The 16,844-nt window shown below is 59.8% G+C and carries 15 protein-coding genes and 1 pseudogene; 3 read left to right on the forward strand and 13 right to left on the reverse strand.

The genetic code is table 11. The features are described from left to right. Window positions 1–60: 60 nt before the first annotated feature. The gene (locus ASE00_RS10950) at window positions 61–825 is read right to left on the reverse strand and encodes an SDR family NAD(P)-dependent oxidoreductase (RefSeq protein WP_162256443.1); all 765 of its coding nucleotides are present in this window, start codon (window positions 823–825) and stop codon (window positions 61–63) included. Window positions 826–1,081: 256 nt separating this feature from the next. Between ASE00_RS10950 and ASE00_RS10955 the strand changes: the two genes are divergently transcribed. Together ASE00_RS10955 and ASE00_RS10960 are read left to right on the forward strand one after the other, a co-directional pair. Continuing rightward, window positions 1,082–1,489, forward strand: a complete 408-nt coding sequence (locus ASE00_RS10955; RefSeq protein ID WP_082594728.1) for an acyl-CoA dehydrogenase C-terminal domain-containing protein — start codon at window positions 1,082–1,084, stop codon at window positions 1,487–1,489. A 267-nt stretch (window positions 1,490–1,756) separates the two neighbouring features. Further along, a pseudogene (locus ASE00_RS10960) lies at window positions 1,757–2,500 on the forward strand (acetyl-CoA C-acyltransferase); the annotation flags it as partial. Between the two features lie 26 nt (window positions 2,501–2,526). Here the strand turns inward: ASE00_RS10960 and ASE00_RS10965 are convergent. From ASE00_RS10965 to ASE00_RS10980, 4 genes are all read right to left on the reverse strand, one after another. Next, entirely contained in the window at window positions 2,527–3,066 is a 540-nt protein-coding gene (locus ASE00_RS10965; RefSeq protein WP_056381584.1) for a gamma carbonic anhydrase family protein, read from the reverse strand. A gap of 404 nt (window positions 3,067–3,470) precedes the next feature. Continuing rightward, entirely contained in the window at window positions 3,471–4,421 is a 951-nt protein-coding gene (locus tag ASE00_RS10970) for an NmrA family NAD(P)-binding protein (RefSeq protein WP_056380152.1), read from the reverse strand. Between the two features lie 223 nt (window positions 4,422–4,644). Further along, window positions 4,645–5,529: an amidohydrolase family protein gene (locus ASE00_RS10975; RefSeq protein ID WP_056380154.1), complete on the reverse strand. Its 885-nt coding sequence runs from the start codon at window positions 5,527–5,529 to the stop codon at window positions 4,645–4,647. 139 nt (window positions 5,530–5,668) lie between these two features. After that, window positions 5,669–7,339: a class I adenylate-forming enzyme family protein gene (locus ASE00_RS10980; protein WP_056380156.1), complete on the reverse strand. Its 1,671-nt coding sequence runs from the start codon at window positions 7,337–7,339 to the stop codon at window positions 5,669–5,671. A gap of 313 nt (window positions 7,340–7,652) precedes the next feature. Between ASE00_RS10980 and ASE00_RS10985 the strand changes: the two genes are divergently transcribed. Beyond that, window positions 7,653–8,729 carry a zinc-binding dehydrogenase gene (locus tag ASE00_RS10985; RefSeq protein ID WP_235538629.1) on the forward strand — a complete coding sequence of 359 codons (1,077 nt, stop codon included), beginning with the start codon at window positions 7,653–7,655 and terminating at the stop codon, window positions 8,727–8,729. Between the two features lie 67 nt (window positions 8,730–8,796). Here ASE00_RS10985 and ASE00_RS24320 read toward each other — a convergent pair whose 3' ends face one another. From ASE00_RS24320 to ASE00_RS11020, 8 genes are all read right to left on the reverse strand, one after another. Then, window positions 8,797–9,171 (reverse strand): alpha-hydroxy-acid oxidizing protein, encoded by a 375-nt coding sequence (locus ASE00_RS24320; RefSeq protein ID WP_321164018.1) that lies wholly within the window; start codon window positions 9,169–9,171, stop codon window positions 8,797–8,799. Window positions 9,172–9,354: 183 nt separating this feature from the next. Next, complete coding sequence (locus ASE00_RS24325) at window positions 9,355–9,876, reverse strand: alpha-hydroxy acid oxidase (RefSeq protein ID WP_321164031.1); 522 nt, start codon at window positions 9,874–9,876, stop codon at window positions 9,355–9,357. Between the two features lie 73 nt (window positions 9,877–9,949). Then, window positions 9,950–10,789: an SDR family NAD(P)-dependent oxidoreductase gene (locus tag ASE00_RS10995; protein WP_056380160.1), complete on the reverse strand. Its 840-nt coding sequence runs from the start codon at window positions 10,787–10,789 to the stop codon at window positions 9,950–9,952. A gap of 89 nt (window positions 10,790–10,878) precedes the next feature. Further along, window positions 10,879–12,474, reverse strand: a complete 1,596-nt coding sequence (locus ASE00_RS11000; RefSeq protein ID WP_056380162.1) for a class I adenylate-forming enzyme family protein — start codon at window positions 12,472–12,474, stop codon at window positions 10,879–10,881. Between the two features lie 13 nt (window positions 12,475–12,487). Beyond that, window positions 12,488–13,417 (reverse strand): PDR/VanB family oxidoreductase, encoded by a 930-nt coding sequence (locus tag ASE00_RS11005; protein WP_056381586.1) that lies wholly within the window; start codon window positions 13,415–13,417, stop codon window positions 12,488–12,490. Between the two features lie 17 nt (window positions 13,418–13,434). Further along, window positions 13,435–14,304 (reverse strand): 3-hydroxyacyl-CoA dehydrogenase family protein, encoded by an 870-nt coding sequence (locus ASE00_RS11010; protein WP_082594632.1) that lies wholly within the window; start codon window positions 14,302–14,304, stop codon window positions 13,435–13,437. Next, on the reverse strand, window positions 14,304–15,488 hold the full coding sequence (locus tag ASE00_RS11015; protein ID WP_056380165.1) for an acetyl-CoA acetyltransferase: 1,185 nt from the start codon (window positions 15,486–15,488) through the stop codon (window positions 14,304–14,306). The genes ASE00_RS11010 and ASE00_RS11015 overlap by 1 nt, the downstream gene beginning before the upstream one ends. Further along, entirely contained in the window at window positions 15,485–16,843 is a 1,359-nt protein-coding gene (locus tag ASE00_RS11020) for an OB-fold domain-containing protein (protein WP_056380168.1), read from the reverse strand. The genes ASE00_RS11015 and ASE00_RS11020 overlap by 4 nt, the downstream gene beginning before the upstream one ends. Window position 16,844: the final 1 nt, after the last annotated feature.

A 16,844-nucleotide genomic window follows, 5' to 3' on the forward strand; every position in this document is an offset into this window, starting at 1 on the left:
GGAATATGCTCAACTGGCGCGAGACGCTCGACAGATTGGTGCCACGAGAGCTTTCGGTAACTACAACAGGCTCTTGTTCATCCCGCCGTCCACCGCAAGCGTCGTCCCCGTGACGTATGACGCGAGGGGCGAAGAGAAGAATGTCGCGACAGCAGCAATTTCCGCAACATCGCCTTTACGGCCGAGCGGGATCATTTTGGCCGCTTCATGATATTCGGCGGCCGACGGACCACCTGCAAGCTCCAACCGCGGAGTCTCGAAGAGGCCGGGGCACAGCGTATTGATCCGGATACCTTTGGGCCCGAGTTCGTGAGAGAGCGTTTTGGCAAGACCCACCACGCCCGCCCAAGTGGAAACAGACAGGCCAAAGCTTGCCAAGGGCTGAATAGCGGTCAGCGCGGTAATATTAAGAATGCTGCCGCCTCCACGGCTTTCCATCATCGGCGCGACACCTCTGATCATTCGAACAACACTCAATAGATTCTGTTCGAATGCCCGGGTCCAGCGCAGGTCGTCGAAATCCAGCGCATTCCCGAGCGGCGGCGCGCCGTCATTATTGATCAAAATGTCAACGCCGCCCCTTTCACGGACGGCGGCAATGATATTGTCGCACCCATCCAGCATGCGGATGTCGCCAACAACGGTTCGAACAGCCTGACCGGTCTCGGCGTTTATTTGCTCAGCCGCCTTGCTAAGCGCATCTTCCTTCCGCGCGCTGATAAGTACGTCGACGCCCTCTGCCGCAAGGGAACGCGCAATCGCGAAGCCGATGCCTTGGCTAGCACCATTAACGACTGCCGCTTTTCCCCTCAGCTTCAAATCCATCATCGTCTCCCCAGAGGTCGTTTGTGCCGTCTTCCGAATAGGGGAGTAGGGCACGAAGTGAGCAAGGTCAATAACGGTTCAGTTTAATGACTTCAAAGTCACATTCTATTGGTGTTCGCGGAATTCACGATGGCGATGTCACCAACAAGCGACTCCGCAGGGGCGACTCCGGCGCAACGCGATTCGTTGTGCGACCGTGCGCTTCCGGACCTACGCGATACGCTGACACCCACCGGGTACCAACGGCGTGCCGGCGATGGATCTAGTCGGACGGAACCTGGCCCTGGGTGGCGGCACGGTGGTTGAAGACTATTTCGCCTTAGTCGCATCGGATCTCGATCAGGCGCAGGGGCTGCCAGTTGCGGAGAGAAGGCAGGTAGCACTCGCTCTGCTGCGCGACGTGACAGCCACGCTGCGCGGAGCGAGCGGAGGCGCGGCTGGCGCCGCAGCTGTGGACTATCTGCGGTTCTTCGCGCTGGTGGCAATCGGATGGATGTGGACGCGCATGGCCGCGGCCGCCCGGAGCGAGAGTTCTCTGTACCAAGAAAAGCGCGCGGTGGCTGACTTCTTTGTCCAACGCGTCTTGCCGCAAGTTCAGGGGCTGGCAGCAAGCACCGCAGCAGGCGACGAGTCGATTATGGCGCTGGACGCCGCGGTCTTCTGAGCAAGGGTGATTTGGATGCCTGGTGAGAGCATGCCTAAGGGGGCGGCCATGTCTTGCGGCGGGGTGATGAGATCGCTTACCGTCCGCGCGACGTCGATAGGATCCGCGTTCGCGGCTACGGCGTTAGCCACGGGCGCAGTGGACCAATGTTCCAAGCTGATATGAAGAGCTTGGCTGCCGTACTCGATAAGTATCGCGGTCGTGCCGTCGACTGTCACGAGTGGGCATGGACTCCAACGCCACTATTCGAACAGCCCGCAGCCAACCGGCGCGCTCAGCGATCCGTTCCAGGCGATCCACATGGGCGTAACCGCAGAGAATGTCGCGATACGCTAAGGTGTTTCGCGAGACGACCAGGATGCGCTCGCTTTCGAAAGCCAAAGACGAGCGGCCAATGCGATCGCGCAGGGCTATTTTAAAGATCAGATCGTTCCCGTCGAGGTGTCCGCGCGGCGCAAGCCCCTGTCTTTCGACACCGACGAATTCGTTCATGGTGACGCGACTGCGCTAGATTTCGCCAAGCTGAGGCCAGTCTTTCAGAAGGGCGGTACGGTAACCGCCGGCAACGCGTCCGGCATCAACGATGGAGCCGCAGCATTTATCCTAGCAAGTGAGGCAGCGGTTAAGGCTCATTCCCTCAAGCCTATTGCCCGGCTGGTGGCCTATGGACATGCAGGCGTCGAGCCAGCCTACATGGGCATCGGTCCGGTTCCCGCGACCCGTAGTGCGCTTGCCCGAGCCAACCTTACCGTCGAAGATCTCGATGTCATCGAGTTCAACGAAGCCTTTGCAGCACAGGCTTGCGCGGTTGCGAGGGAGCTTGGCTTCGATTCCGCGAAGGTGAATCCCAATGGGAGCGGGATCTCGCTTGGCCACCCGGTTGGAGCAACCGGCGCAATCGTCACCACAAAACTCATGTATGAGCTGCAGCGGGTGCAGGGCAGATTTGGATTGACCACTATATGCATTGGCGGCGGCCAGAGAATAGCAGCCGTCTGGGAACGGTTATAGGCTGACCAAGGTAGTGCTTTGCAGAGCTAGAGAATTTCGCACGGGTGTAGTTCGCGCGCAAAATGGCGCTGGCGATCGACATAGTGGGCCGCCCCCGCAGGGGCGAGCTTACCGATTTCTTCGGATGACAACGATCGAACGGCCTTTGCGGGCGATCCGACGATCAAGCTACCAGGCGGGAACCTTTTACCCTCTGTGATGAGTGCGCCTGCGCCGATTAGGCAGTCGTCGCCGATCACCGCGTCATTGAGCACCCGCGCGCCAAGTCCGACCAGTACGCGGTCACCGATCGTGCAGCCATGCAGGATCGCGTGGTGACCGATCGTACAGTCGGCGCCGATCACAAGGGGGCTGCCTACGTCCGAATGCAGCATTGCACCCTCCTGAACATTCGTGCGGTCGCCGATGCCGATCGAGGTATTGTCTGCGCGGATGACTGCACGGAACCAGACGCTCACGTCCCCGCCTAACCGCACATCGCCGATAACATCGGCCGATGGCGCGATCCAAGCTGAGCCGTCAGCAGGCAGCGTTGGCACAAGATTGCCGAGGGCATAAAGCGTCATGGTCGTCCTTTCATCATTGACCGGAATCGGCACCGTGCTGGCGACACGCAGACCTTTCAGTAGCGCGGATGCTCGCCTGTCGTGCAATCGCAGATCCGCTCGCCTTGATAGCTGATCTGGAGAGCGATTTTCGCGCCGAATACCAACGATTTTTCAGTAGTTCGACAACAACCTGCTCGCGGGGAAGGAATGTCCACAGTAACGGGCAAGGCCCACGTAAACGATTTCCTCGAATGCGTTGAAGACAATCCACCTCGAAATAGCTGCTGTGCAGCGGCGGCGAATCGGCGAATCGGCGAATGCCAGATAAGGCATATCGCCTGGGGGCGGGAGGTAGAAAATCTCCCTGAGCCCAGGTCCAATCTACATAATTCCGTCTGCACGCCGCCGCGCGCGCAAGCCTCCTAATCTCTGGCACCCCAAGTATAAAATGAGTCGGCCTCTTCGCGTCCAGAAGCGACCAGCTCCTGATAACGCGGCTTCCAAACGTCTCTGATGAAGTCTTCCATTTTAGTCGGCAACAGAGGACGCACGGGCGGGCCATCGCTATGAAAATGAACAACTCCGTTGTTGAAAGCGTCGGCGCTCTGATTGTCGTCGAGCCACCTTTCGGCCGTCCCGAAGCGTTTCAGAAATTCGGTTTCTATGTCCTTGCGCGATCTATCGATGCAACGATACTCAACCGGTCGGCCGATCTCTCGCCCAATCATCGCCGCCAGCTCGTCCATGGTGAGGTCTTCTGAGCCGGCTTCACGGATTACACGGTGTTCGCCTGTTGGCTGGGTCAGCTCTACTGCCGCAAGATCAGCAATATCATTTGTTGCGACCCATGGCATCTTGAGATCCGGCTTGTAGAACCAAGCCATCCGGCCATACTTTGCGACCGACTGGGTCCAAGCTGCGGTGTTTTCCATGAACCAAGCCGCCCGCACGTGAACGAGGTCTATATTGTTAAGTTCGTTCAACTTCTGCTCGAGAATATAGAAGCATTCGGAATGGCCGGTCTTGCCATTAACCTCGGCTCCGAAAGCCGATAGACTGACTGCCAGTTTGACGGGAGATTGGCTGAGCGCATCGACAAAGCGCTGGGAGACCACTGGATAGTGCCCGGTAGGATTATTCCAGTCGGACTTGACCATCAGGAAAGCAGCGTCGACATCGTCGAAGAACTTATCAAGTTCACCGGTGCCTGTGTCAAAGCTGCCCAGAAATGGTTCTGCACCAATTTCTGCCAGTTCGTCTAGGGCTGCGCCGCCCCTAGAGAGGGCTCTTACCTGGTGTCCCTCGCTCAGTAGCTTGCGCGTGAGCCGAGCGCCCGTTCTCCCGGTCGCGCCAACGACAGCAAATTTTGTCATAAAAGTCTCCAGACGAATTGGAATTGCAAAAGCCGCATTTTACTGGCGAAGCCTCGCTCCGCCCGACGGGTGAGCATGGCCATCACGCCACACCGCCTAATATTTACAAATCGCGGGACGGCGATCAGAGGCCCCAACTGTATCAGTGTCCGGCATGAGATTAATTGGAAACTCGCCCGCGGCAGTGTGGTACAGCTGATCGCCGGAGTTTCGAAAAACCCCATTAGATGACACCGAGGGATGTGAGGAACCTTTCCCCGTTGCCGGAGAACACATCGTCGAGAACGTCGGACTCGAAGCCTTCCTCCCGCCACTCTTTTACAAGGCGTTCGTGGGTGAGCATCGGGTAATCGGCTGCGAAGAATGTCTTCTTACGAAGCCGTTTGCTGATCTCGCGCTTGAGTTCGTCGGAGAAGTAGCGAGGCGACCAACCGTGGAGCTCCATCCATACATTGCCTTTGTGCAAAGCGATGGCAATCATTTCCGATTGCCAGGGCCACGCCACTCGGGCTGCGATGACGTTCAAGTCGGGATAGCGAGCCGCGATTCGATCGATGTAGCGCGGATGGCAGTCCTCGAGCTTGAGACCGCCGCCTCCACGTGTGCCGGCACCGCCCGCCGACATGCCCGCAAGCATGAGGACCGGACGGTTGGCCTCGATGCACAAATTGATGGCGCTCGCCCACCCCGGCTCGTCCGGCAGGCCCGCCGCGCAGAATGGATGGAGTCCCATCCCAATCAGTCCCGGCCCCTCGCTGAGGCAGCGTTCGAGTTCCTTGACGTGACCGGGCTTGGTCGGATCGATACCGATCCAGTTGCCGAGGACGACGTCGGGGTGCTGGCGAGCATAGTCGAACGCATAATTATGCTGATCGCGCATCGCGCCCACATCCATCTTGTAGGTATAGGCGAGATCGAGCATCGCCTTGACATTCGCGCGACGGAATTGAGCGGCCTGCTCCTGCTCGCTAACGAAGCTCATGTCCCATTTGAAGTAGGCACGTACGGCCTCTCGCGCCTCCGCGGATTCGAACGGGCTTCCCTTCCAGCCGCGCTCCGTGCCCCAATGGGAATGAAAATCGAGCAGACGCGGCGGCATGGCGGTCATGCGGGAACCCTTTCGTTATAAAATGCCGGAGGCAGTACGGACGCATCGACACTCCCGATTATTCGCTGGAAAGGTGTCCAGGGTTCGGTCATGTCGCAGCAGGGATGACCCGTTTCGTGCGGGTGTTGCCGATCTGTTTTCATTGTAGTGCCCCGCTGGGCCTTGCTGCGGTCAGGCGCCTTTCCACCTCATCGGCCAGCTCGCGCTTCAGGACCTTTCCTGTCGATCCCAGAGGAAAGGTGTCGAACAACTCGAGGTACTGCGGCAATTTGTACTTGGCGACGTCGGCCGACATGAACGCGATAACTTCCTCCAGCGTCAGCGTGAAACCGGGTCGCGGAATGATGCAGGCGCAGACATTCTCGCCCGAGCGGTCGTCGTTAACTCCCACCACCGCGACATTGGCGACGGCGGGATGCCGGGAGAGCACTTCCTCGAGTTCTCGCGGCCATATGTTGCGGCCACCATGGATAATCATGTCCTTGGAGCGGCCCGATATTGTCAGCCTGCCGGCCTCATCGATATAGCCGCGGTCGCCAGATCGGAACCAGCCATCGGCGGTCCAACTCTCCTTGTTCTTCTCCGGGTTTCGGTAATAGCCGACCATGATCGACGGCCCAGTCTTCACGATCTCACCCTCGACGCCGACGGGCACATCCTTGTCCTCGTCATCGAGGATTCGTACCTGCATCCATGGATAGGGCCGCCCGACCGTACCTACCCATTGCTCATAGGGTTCGTCGGGGGCCGTACATGAAGTGACGCCTGTTTCGAGCATGCCGTACAGGTCGACAACCGGGCAGCCAAGCCGCTCATTGGCCTCTCTGAGCACCTTCATCGGCGTCGATGATCCTCCCGTATACACCAACCGCAAGGACGACAGGTCCCTCAGGTCGAGACTTTCGTCGGCCAAGATCGCGATGAGGGCGGCCGGCGCCGCGATAAACGACGTGACTCTATATTTCTCGACGAGCTCCAGCGTCGCTGTTGGATTGAACCGCTCCATCAGGACGGCTCGCGCGCCAGCGATCGCGGCCTGAATCACCAGGCTGAAACCGGCGTTCATGCCCACAGGCAGTAGCACGAGAACCGTGGAATCGCTGTCGAACACCTGCCCGTTATTTTCGCGCTCATGGCCAAACAAGGTGGTGTTGCCGGTGTGGATCACCGCCTTTGGCTCGCCGGTCGTGCCGGAAGTGAAGGCGATGCGCATGACGTCGTTTGCATCATTGGGCCGGTCGGGCGCCGGGTCAGCAGGATCGATGTCATGGCGAACCTGATCAAGCGTGACCCAAGGGCTGGCGTCCACCGCGGCCACGGCTTCGCCCGTGACGACAGCGATTGTATTGACCAGATGCGGGAGGCGCTCCCGCATGCCGTCGATCATCGCGACGTGATCGAAATTCCGGAACTGGTCCGGTACTATCACGGTGTGCGCGTCGGAGAACTGGAGGATGAATTCGATCTCGCGTGCACGGTAATCCGGCGGAAACTGGCAGATCACCGCGCCAAGGCGTACTACGGCGCCCAAGATGTAAACGAATTCGACGCGGTTCGGAAGTTGAACGGCGACGACGTCGCCCCGCCCGACCCCAAGGCGGGAAAGCCCTGAGGCAACTTCCCCACTGATCCGCCAAAGCTCGCCCCACGTCACCTGCAGCCGAGCATCAATGAAGGCGGTCTTGTCCGGGGTTTCGTGGGCATTCCGCCGGAAGATGTCGGCAAGCGTGGTATCTGTCCAATAGCCGGCTTCGGTGTAAGTCTCGATCACCTCCGGCGTGAGGATCGTGTCGTTCCGGGTTATCGCCATGAATGTCCCTTGGATGCTCGCTAGTAGCTTCGACGAGATCGCGTCGAGCTAGACTCTTTCGGAGGGGTAGATCGCCTGTTCGAAAACCGCGCTCTCAGCCAAACCTTGCATCGGGAATTAGCCTGACCAAGCCCATCACATCCTCCTCCGTGAATCTATATGATAGCACGATAGTGACTAGCTTATTCTATCAAATGACTCCAAAGTCAATGTAGTGAGAGTAGCATCTCACGGACACTCCGGCTTTTTGAAGGACGCTGCCATGTTTGGATTTGGGCGCGAGATGCGATCTCGGATCGAACAGGACGGGACGATGACCGTTTCGCTCGAACAGGTCGAAATTCCCGACCCCCGCGAAGACGAGATTATCGTACGCGTGGAGGCCAGCCCAATCAATCCAAGCGATCTCGCGCTTTTGCGCGGCCCCGCAGATCTGGCGTCCTTTACGCAACTAGGGACAGCGGATGCGCCTCTTCTCTCTTGCTCGGTGCCCGCAGTGAGGCTTGCGAGCGTTCGGGGCAGGCTCGGTCAATCTCTACCGATCGGCAATGAGGGTGCGGGAACCGTTGTAGCAGCGGGCCCCGGTGCCGCTGGCCTCGAAGGCAGGCGGGTAGGGATGTTTGGGGGAGCTATGTACGCCGATTATCGACGGCTCAGCAGCCGGGACGTCATCCCGCTTCCCGACGGCGCATCCGCCGCTGATGGGGCCTCAATGTTCATCAACCCGCTCACAGCGCTTGGATTCGTCGAGACCGCCCGCAATGAGGGACACACCGCCATCGTTCATACCGCGGCGGCTTCGAATCTCGGTCAAATGTTGCAAAAAATCTGTCTGGTTGACAATATTCCGCTAATCAACATCGTCCGTTCACAAGCGCAGGTCGAAATCCTTCGCGGGATTGGTGCCGTTCATGTCCTGAATAGCGCTGATGACGATTTTACCCCTCGTCTCGCAGCTCTAATCGAGCAAACCGGCGCCACTATCGCCTTCGACGCGATCGGCGGGGGGATGCTGGGAAGCGACATCCTGCAGGCGATGGAACAAGCCTCGGTGCAGCGCATGACCGAATATAATCGCTACGGATCGGAAACCTTCAAGCATCTCTACCTCTACGGTGCCCTGGATCTCAAGCCGACGACTCTCAATCGCCTAACCTTCGGCTTTGAATGGAGCGTATCGGGCTGGCTTCTCTTTCATTTCCTGCGCAAGGCCGGGTCGCAGGTTGAGGATCGTCTGCGCAAGCGGGTGGCGGACGAACTAACCACCACCTTTGCCAGCCACTACACGCGTACCGTCGGCCTCGCGGAGGCGCTGCAGCCCGATCTACTTCGTGCTTACGCGCGCTTGGCGACCGGGGAGAAGTTCCTTATCGATCCGACTCGAGGTTGACGCGGTCCTCCCGAGAGGAAGCCCAGCCGATCGCCCCCGTGGATGCGATGATGTTTCGGTCGACGGCCTAGACGTCGCGCAGCCCGCACAGCGCCATCGTCACGTCCAGCTCGCGCCTGATGATATCAAGAGCGAGTGTCACCCCTTCCTCGCCCCGCGCGCCCAACCCGTAGAGGAACGAGCGACCGATCATCACGCCCTTCGCGCCGAACGCCAACGCCTTGATCACGTCCTGACCCGATCGAATACCTCCGTCCATCAGGATCTCCGTTCTGTTTCCGACTGCTTCAACAATCGCCGGAAGGGCTGAAATCGAGGATGGGGCGCCGTCGAGTTGACGCCCCCCGTGATTGGAAACAACGATCGCGTCCACGCCCGTTCGCGCGGCATATTCCGCATCCTTGGGGTCCAGGATTCCTTTGAGGATGAGTTTCCCGGCCACCTGTCCCTAAAATAATTCATGTTCTCCCCGCTCAACCTGGGATCGAATTGGGTGGCGATCCAGGAGGCGAGGGAACTCATGTCATCCACCCCCCGTACGTGCCCCTGGAGATTGCCGAACCCTCGCCTGTGCGTTCCGAGCATATTCCAGCACCAGCGCGGCTTGGTCGCGAGATTGATGAGATTAGCCAGGGTAGGTTTTTGGGGGCGTGCTCAATCCGTTGATAACATCCTTATGCCTTTGACCCATGATCTGCAGGTCCAACGTAAGCACTAGCGCGGAACAGCCTGCATGCTTCGCTCGATCGATCAGGCTATCGATGAAGGCGCGGTAGCGCATCACGTAGACTTGAAACCAGAATGGCCGGTCCGTATTCGCAGCGACGTGTTCGATTGAGCAAATGCTCAAGGTCGATAGGGTGAAGGGAACCCCGGCTTTAGCCGCGGCTCGTGCCGCCAGAATTTCACCGTCGGCGTGCTGCATCCCCGTCAGCCCGGTTGGAGCGAGCGCCACTGGCATGCTGACGGGCTGCCCAACCATCGTGCTCGCGAGCGAGCGATCCGTCATATCGACCGCAATGCGCTGGCGAAGCTGGATGGCCTGGAAGTCGCTGCTGTTCGCGCGATAGGTGCTTTCAGTCCACGACCCTGAATCGGCGTAATCGTAGAACATGCGCGGGACTCGCCGTCTGGCAAGCAGTCGCAGGTCCTAGATACAGGTAACCGGTTTCGACATGAGCACTGTCCAATATTCTCGGTGCCGGAAACATGGTGCCTGCCTATTGCTTCACGTCTAGAGTGTTCTGAAGCGATAGGTAAGCTTGTTGCTGCGCGCTCCAGTTCTTTCCACCCGTAACTCCACCGTCGATCACGAGGTCGTGCCCATTGATGAAACTGGACTCGTCACTCGCCAGAAAGACGGCGGCGTGTGCGACATCATCAGACATGCCGGCGCGGGGGATAGGTTGCGCGCTTTCATATAACTTGGCGGCCGCCGCCGCCGATTTTTCCGCAGCCTCCCCGGTGAGCCCCATCGCCTTGCCCAGGATTCCCGTTGCTATCGCTCCCGGAGAGATGCTGTTGACGCGAATATTGTCTTCGCCCAATTCCATCGCAACGCATCGCGTCAGATGGATGACCGCCGCTTTGGCGGCGCCGTAAACCAGGGAGGACGAATAACCTGCGGTTCGCCCCGCGATGCTGGCATTGTTGATGATGCTGCCCGACCCTTGTCGCCGCATATGGCTGGCGACATGCTTCATGCCGATCATCGCGCTACGCACCAGGGTGGCCATCGCTTCGTCGAAGCGGTTTACGTCAAGGTCGGCGATCCCGCCCGTTTGGGCCGGTCCGCCAGCGTTGTTGAACAAGCAGTCGATGCGACCGAATTCGTTAATGGCGTGTGCGATCAGGGCTTCGACCTGCGCCTCAACGGTAACGTCCGTTTGCATGAAGCTACACGCATCGCCAAGCCGATGCGCGAGCGCCTGACCTTCGCTCGCCCGGCGTCCGGCAACCACCACGCGAGCCCCTTCTCGGACGAAGATTTCGGCCGTTGACAAGCCGATGCCGCTGGTCGCCCCTGTGATGACCGCGACTTTTCCGTTTAAACGCCCCATGCGGTCCTCCCCTAATACCTATAAATGCGCGATGCGTCTGGATACGATTGGCGCCGAGCGCCTCGGCCCGGTCCGCGACGCTGCCCCGCCTAGCTTCGGGCCGCCAGGGTCTGAGCGCGAGCCTCTTTCAGTTCACGGCGCAGAATCTTGCCTGTCGCCGTTTTCGGAAGCGCTTCCACCAGCTCGATCGAGCGTGGCCGCTTGTAATTGGAGAGCCGCCCTCTGCAGAATTCATCCAGGTCGGTCAGCGTGATCCGTTCCGAACCTTGTGCCACGATCACCGCGTGAACCGCCTCGCCCCAAACGGGATGCGGAATGCCGATGATCGCGAGTTCCGCGATGGCTGGGTGGCTTGCAAGAACGTCCTCGACCTCGGCGGGGTAAATATTCTCGCCGCCGCTCAAGATGAGATCCGTCCGGCGATCTACGATGTAGATATAGCCTTCGTCGTCCTGCCGGGCGAGATCGCCAGCAGTAAACCAGCCGTCGCGAAAAGCACGGTCAGTAGCATCGGGGAGACCGTCATATTCATGAAACGTCGGCCCTAAAGAATAGAGTTCGCCGACCTCGCCCGGCGCTACCTCATTCCCTTCGGGATCGAGAAGCCGCACTTGCACGCCAAAAATCGGCAGCCCGACGCAACGTGTTTTGCGCGCCTGGTCCCTGGGCTTCAGGTTGGTCACGATGCCCGCTTCCGTCGAGCCATATAATTCGTTCAGTTCGGCATTGGGGAAAACCTTGAGAATGCCTTCCTTCGTTTCAGTCAGCAAAGGTGCGGAAGACGAAATGAAGACCCGCATGCTGCGAACATCGTATTGGTCAAGCGTCTGCTTCGGCAAAGCTAGGATACGGGTATACATGGTTGGCACCAATGACACGTAACTCACCCCATGGCGCTCGATCGCCTGCAGGACCCCCTCGGGCTCGAAATTACGCTGGATCACGATGGTGTTGCCGAGCATCAGCCCGATGTGAGTGAACGCAAAGCCATTGGAGTGAAACATCGGCATCACGACGAGAGCGACGTCAGTGTCGCGTAACCCGTACTCGATGGCCGCATACAGTGCCGGCATGGTGCGGGCACCGTGGGTCAGCACCGCGCCTTTGGGGAAGCCGGTGGTGCCCGAGGTAAAGCCGATGAACCACGGATCATTGTCGCCGACGGCAACCGACGGCTCAACCTCACTGCTGACGGCCAGCAATGGCTCGTAAGCGTGGGTGCCCTCCAGCAGCGGCGCACCGACCGCGACAAAGTGACGAACCTCGACAAGGTTGTTGCGAATCTGCGCTACGTGGCCTGCATAGTCGTCGCCAAAAACGAACGCCTTGCAATGCGGCTGCGTCACCACATACTGGATTTCGGGCGCACTGAAGCGGAAATTCACGGGCACAGCCACCATCCCGCATTTGCCGACCGCCATAAGCAACTCGGCCATCTCGCTGCAATTTCCCAGCAGAATGGCGATACGATCGCCCTTCCGCAGTCCCAGCGATAACAAAGCGTTGGCGGCACGATTCACACGCGCGTTGAATTCGCGGTAGGTGTAACGGCGTTTCTCGAAGACAATGGCAGTCTTATCCGGATATTTCCGGACGCTGCTCAGTAACGAGTCCGTGATCGTCAGATGAAGATTCATGGATTGACCGGTTTCAGCGTTATGATCGACCACATTTTGCGGCACCATTGATTCGAAAATATCATAGGTCTAGCACTAGACGTTTTGACTTCGAGCGCGATACGCAAATCAACATCTTGTCGCCGGCTTCTCTCTCTTCGTTATCCAGCAATGAGTCCCTGTGGTCCGGCGTGCCTTTTAGAACCATCGTTAAACACGTTCCGCACGTACCCTGCCCACAGGAGGAAAGCGTTGAAATTCCGGCATCTTCGATAGTCTCGAGGATCGATCGATCTTCGAGCACCTGCAGTATCGTACCGGACTGCCTTAATTCAATCTCAAAGCTCTCAGACATCCGATCGTCCATCGGCTTGGGCGCGAAACGCTCAACATGGAGGGAACCGCGGGGCCAATGCGCGGTCCCGCGCTCGACCGCCTGCAGCAGCGACTCAGGTCCGCAACAGTAGACCTGCATTCCTTGAACCGGCGTCTCGAGCCAGGATTTCAGATCCAGGAGGCCGCTTTCGTCCTGCGGCGCCAGCGTGACTTGGTCGCCATATTTTTGTAGCCGATCGACAAACGCCATCGACTGGCGATCCCGCCCGCCATAGAGAAGGCGCCAGTCCGCCCCCGCCGCCTCAGCAGCTTGTATCATCGGAAGGATGGGCGTGATGCCGATGCCGCCGGCGATAAACAGGTAACGGGGCGCCGGCACCAGCTTAAACAACAACCGTGGCTCGCTGACGTCAAGCATGCTGCCCGGTGCCACGTTGCGGACGATATGTCGTGAGCCCCCTCGTCCCTCGGCTTGGTCAAGCACCGCGATCTCGTAACGATCCACATCCGATAAATCGCCGCAGAGCGAATAATGCCGCACCAGGCTACCGGGCAGATCGATTTCGAGATGCGCGCCCGGCTGCCACGGGGGCAGCGGCTTGCCCTCGGCGTCGCGTAGCACGAGCCGAACAACGTCGCGTGCGACGATTTCGCGCTGTTCAACGACCAGGGTCATTCGCCCAAGAACCATGTTCAGGCGCCCGGATAGTCGTAAAAGCCGGCGCCGCTTTTCCGGCCGAGACGACCCTGCGCCACTAGCTCCTTCAGATAGCCCGGTGGCGTAAATCGGTCGCCGCCGTAATGCTCCGACAAAGCCGTCGTCGTCAGTAGCGCAGTATCGAGTCCGGCTAGGTCGAGCGTTGTAATCGGCCCCATCTTGTGCCCGAACATGAGCCGCGCAACGGCGTCGATATCGGCCGGCGACGCGATGCCCTCGTCCACCAGGCGCGCGGCCTCCATGAAAAGAACGGCAGACATGCGGTTGGAAATGAAGCCCGGCACGTCCTTGCGGCATACCACCGAGGATCGGTTGCAGGCATGGACAAAATCGACGGTGGCGGAGAGCACCTCGTCGGTCGTCAGCGAGCTGACGATAATCTCGACGAGCATCATCAAGGGCGGCGGGTTCGACCAGTGCATACCGATGACGCGCTCCGGTGAAGCGCATCGCTCGGCAATCTGGCCTATCCGGAACTGCGAGGTGTTGCTCGACAGGACAACGTCGTCGGAACACCACTCGCCCAGCTTGGCGAACAGCGCCTGCTTCGGTTCCAGCGCCTCGATAATCGCCTCGATGACGAGATCGGCGCGTCCCGCGGCATCTTCCAGATCCAACGTGAAGGCGATGCGGTCGAGGATCGCTTCGGGAGCGTCGCTGAGTTTGCCGGAAAGCTCAAGCCGTTTCAGGCTGCCAAGGATGCGCTCACGCGCCTGGTCGAGCGCACCCTGTTGTGAATCAACAAGATCGACTCCGAAACCAGCCGTTGCGGCCACCTGCGCAATGCCAGCGCCCATTAGGCCGGAGCCCACCACGAGAACCTGGCTGATAGCTCGCACCGTCATCAGCCGAGCTCCTTGCCGAACAGCCCGATGAACGAGACGAACTCGCCCGGCAGTCCACCCATATTGTGAGCAAGGCCGATCTGAGGGTCCGGTAACTGACGACCGCCCGCCTCGCCACGGAATTGCAGCCAGAGTTCGAACATCATTCGGAGACCGCTTGCGCCCACCGGGTGCCCGAAAGATTTCAGGCCACCATCAGGGTTGATTGGCAACCGCCCGGTCAAATCGAAGGCGCCGTCCAGCACATCTCGCCACGCCTCGCCGCGTTTGGAGAAACCGAGATCCTCCATCAACAGCAATTCCGTCGGCGTGAAGCAGTCGTGCACTTCCGCCATGGAAATCTGATTTCGCGGATCGGTGATCCCGGCATGTGCATAGGCTTCGGCGGCGCAGGCCACCACTTCGGGGAAGCTGACGTAGCTCTGGCCGGCAGTGACAGACCCCTCGCAGCGGCCCGCGTGCAGCGACATGCCCTTAAGGTACATCGGCTTGTCCGTGTAGCGCAGCGCATCCTCGGCGCGCACGATAATTGCCGCCGCGCCGCCATCCGCGACGCCGGAGCAATCGAACACGCTGAGATCGCCGGCGACGCGCGCTGCACCGTTGATGCGGTCCTTACTGACGGGGGTGACATACTGAGCCCGCTCCGGATTCAGCGCCCCGTTGCCGTGATTCTTCCACGCTATATGCGTCAGCGCGTCCCGCATGTCGGCTTTGTCGACACCGTAAGCTTCGGTGTAGGCGTCGGGCAACATCGCGTAAGCTGCGGGATTGCTGATTTCCGCCGCCGTATTGTCCCCGGGCGGGGCGTTCAGGGTCAGTCCGGAGTAACCGCTGTCCTTCAGTTTTTCCACGCCAACAGCCATCGCGATGTCGTACACGCCTGCTGCTACGGCAAAGGCTGCGTTTCGGAACGCTTCGGAGCCGCTGGCGCAAAAATTCTCGACCCGCGTTACGGGGCGGTCCACCTTGAGCGCGCGAGAAAGCATCAGCCCGGAATGGCCCGAGGCCTGTGTCGAGACCCAATAGGCCTCGATATCGTCTTTCTTGAGCCCCGGCACCGAGGCCAAAGCTTCGACCGAGGCGTCGATCATCAAATCTTCGGCGGAGCGCTCCCAGCGTTCACCGAACTGGGTGCACCCCATGCCAATAACCGCGATCCTGTCTTTGAGACTTTTACTCATTTCGACACCCCGATCAAAGGCCGCGCCTTCCAGAAATAGTTTGGCGTTCCGTGAACTTTGTAGGTGCGTCGGAAAGCCACCTCGACCGGATCGCCGATCGCCAATGTGGCGGGGTCCGCTTCGGTCAACTCCATCATCACCCGTCCACCGTCCTCGAAATCGATCATCGCGGCGACGGCCGGGGTTGCCGGGCTGTCGGACACGAGGTCGGTACTGAACGACGCGATATGCGCAGCCTTGCCTGAGGCGTCGTAGATCTCAGTCTGGTCGATCGCATCGCACGAGGAGCACACCCGCTGGGGCGGCAAATGCACGGCGCCGCATGCAGTGCAACGCGATCCTCTAAGACCGAACTTCCAGTCATGGTTGCGATAACTTGCCGGTGCAGAAACCGATGGACGGTCGGGCCGTCGTGCCGGCTCCCGCTCCAGCAGCCCGCGCCAGACCAGATAATCGGTATAGCTCAGGCCAAGTCCGTCACCGACTTTGAGCTTCCCCTCGCCATCGCGGAGCACGCGCAGCAACAGCGCATCGGCGCCGCTGCCGGTGCCGACCACCATGATCGTATCGCCCGCCTTCGCCTCATCGAGCGCCAGCGCCAGCAGCATGCCCGGGTCCGCCGATCCACAGAAGCCTACTCGGCCACGGTGGTTCTTCTGCAGCGTCGTGCCGCGTGTCGGGTTCAGCGCCGTCGCCGTAGTCAAGGCGAAACGGCCATTGAGGGCGCTGATGAGGGCATAACTCGGGGCGGCGTTGCTGCCCGAACCGGCCTGTAGCTCCCGGGCCACCTCCGCGACCACCGGCGCCATCACCGTAGCGGCAAAGCGCTCCTCCCAGACGTAGGACCAATCCGATCCAGGCGTACGCCATACGTCCATCAATTCGATCGGACGCGATACAGTGCTGATCACTTCGGCAACGGCATTGTCGCCATCGCCAAACAAGAAAGCCGCAGCGGCGTCTCCGCCCTCCAACTCTTCTGTCGAGCCGGGCCGGCCCGTCCTCAAGTCGCTGAGGACGGCTATTCCGCCAGTTTCAGAGACCAGTTGCAGCGCGGCAACCCCTGAGCGAAGCCCGACGAGATCGATACATTGCGCGTCGGCGGGCAGGTCGCAGGCAACGTGAACGACACCGGCATTCGACTTGTCCCAGAACGGCGAGGTGGAGGTCGCGAGATAGAGCTTTTTCTGCTGCTTTCGCATGTCCGGCAACTGCCGAACCGCCTCGACCGACATGGTGATGACATCTTCGTCATAGCCCGCGACGGAGCGGTGCCCCGCGCCTGAGGAGAATGTGGCTCTCGCAAGCGCATAGCGAGGTACAAAGGCGCTGAACGCCAACAATTTCTTGCTCATT

Source organism: Sphingomonas sp. Root710, from assembly GCF_001429065.1.
Classification (GTDB): domain Bacteria; phylum Pseudomonadota; class Alphaproteobacteria; order Sphingomonadales; family Sphingomonadaceae; genus Rhizorhabdus.

Bases quoted from the DNA above. Each gene is read 5' to 3' on its own strand.
- ASE00_RS10950 (WP_162256443.1), bottom strand. From the start codon at position 825: ATGGATTTGAAGCTGAGGGGAAAAGCGGCAGTCGTTAATGGTGCTAGC.
- ASE00_RS10955 (WP_082594728.1), top strand. From the start codon at position 1,082: ATGGATCTAGTCGGACGGAACCTGGCCCTGGGTGGCGGCACGGTGGTT.
- ASE00_RS10965 (WP_056381584.1), bottom strand. From the start codon at position 3,066: ATGACGCTTTATGCCCTCGGCAATCTTGTGCCAACGCTGCCTGCTGAC.
- ASE00_RS10970 (WP_056380152.1), bottom strand. From the start codon at position 4,421: ATGACAAAATTTGCTGTCGTTGGCGCGACCGGGAGAACGGGCGCTCGG.
- ASE00_RS10975 (WP_056380154.1), bottom strand. From the start codon at position 5,529: ATGACCGCCATGCCGCCGCGTCTGCTCGATTTTCATTCCCATTGGGGC.
- ASE00_RS10980 (WP_056380156.1), bottom strand. From the start codon at position 7,339: ATGGCGATAACCCGGAACGACACGATCCTCACGCCGGAGGTGATCGAG.
- ASE00_RS10985 (WP_235538629.1), top strand. From the start codon at position 7,653: ATGACCGTTTCGCTCGAACAGGTCGAAATTCCCGACCCCCGCGAAGAC.
- ASE00_RS10995 (WP_056380160.1), bottom strand. From the start codon at position 10,789: ATGGGGCGTTTAAACGGAAAAGTCGCGGTCATCACAGGGGCGACCAGC.
- ASE00_RS11000 (WP_056380162.1), bottom strand. From the start codon at position 12,474: ATGGTGCCGCAAAATGTGGTCGATCATAACGCTGAAACCGGTCAATCC.
- ASE00_RS11005 (WP_056381586.1), bottom strand. From the start codon at position 13,417: ATGACCCTGGTCGTTGAACAGCGCGAAATCGTCGCACGCGACGTTGTT.
- ASE00_RS11010 (WP_082594632.1), bottom strand. From the start codon at position 14,304: ATGACGGTGCGAGCTATCAGCCAGGTTCTCGTGGTGGGCTCCGGCCTA.
- ASE00_RS11015 (WP_056380165.1), bottom strand. From the start codon at position 15,488: ATGAGTAAAAGTCTCAAAGACAGGATCGCGGTTATTGGCATGGGGTGC.
- ASE00_RS11020 (WP_056380168.1), bottom strand. From the start codon at position 16,843: ATGAGCAAGAAATTGTTGGCGTTCAGCGCCTTTGTACCTCGCTATGCG.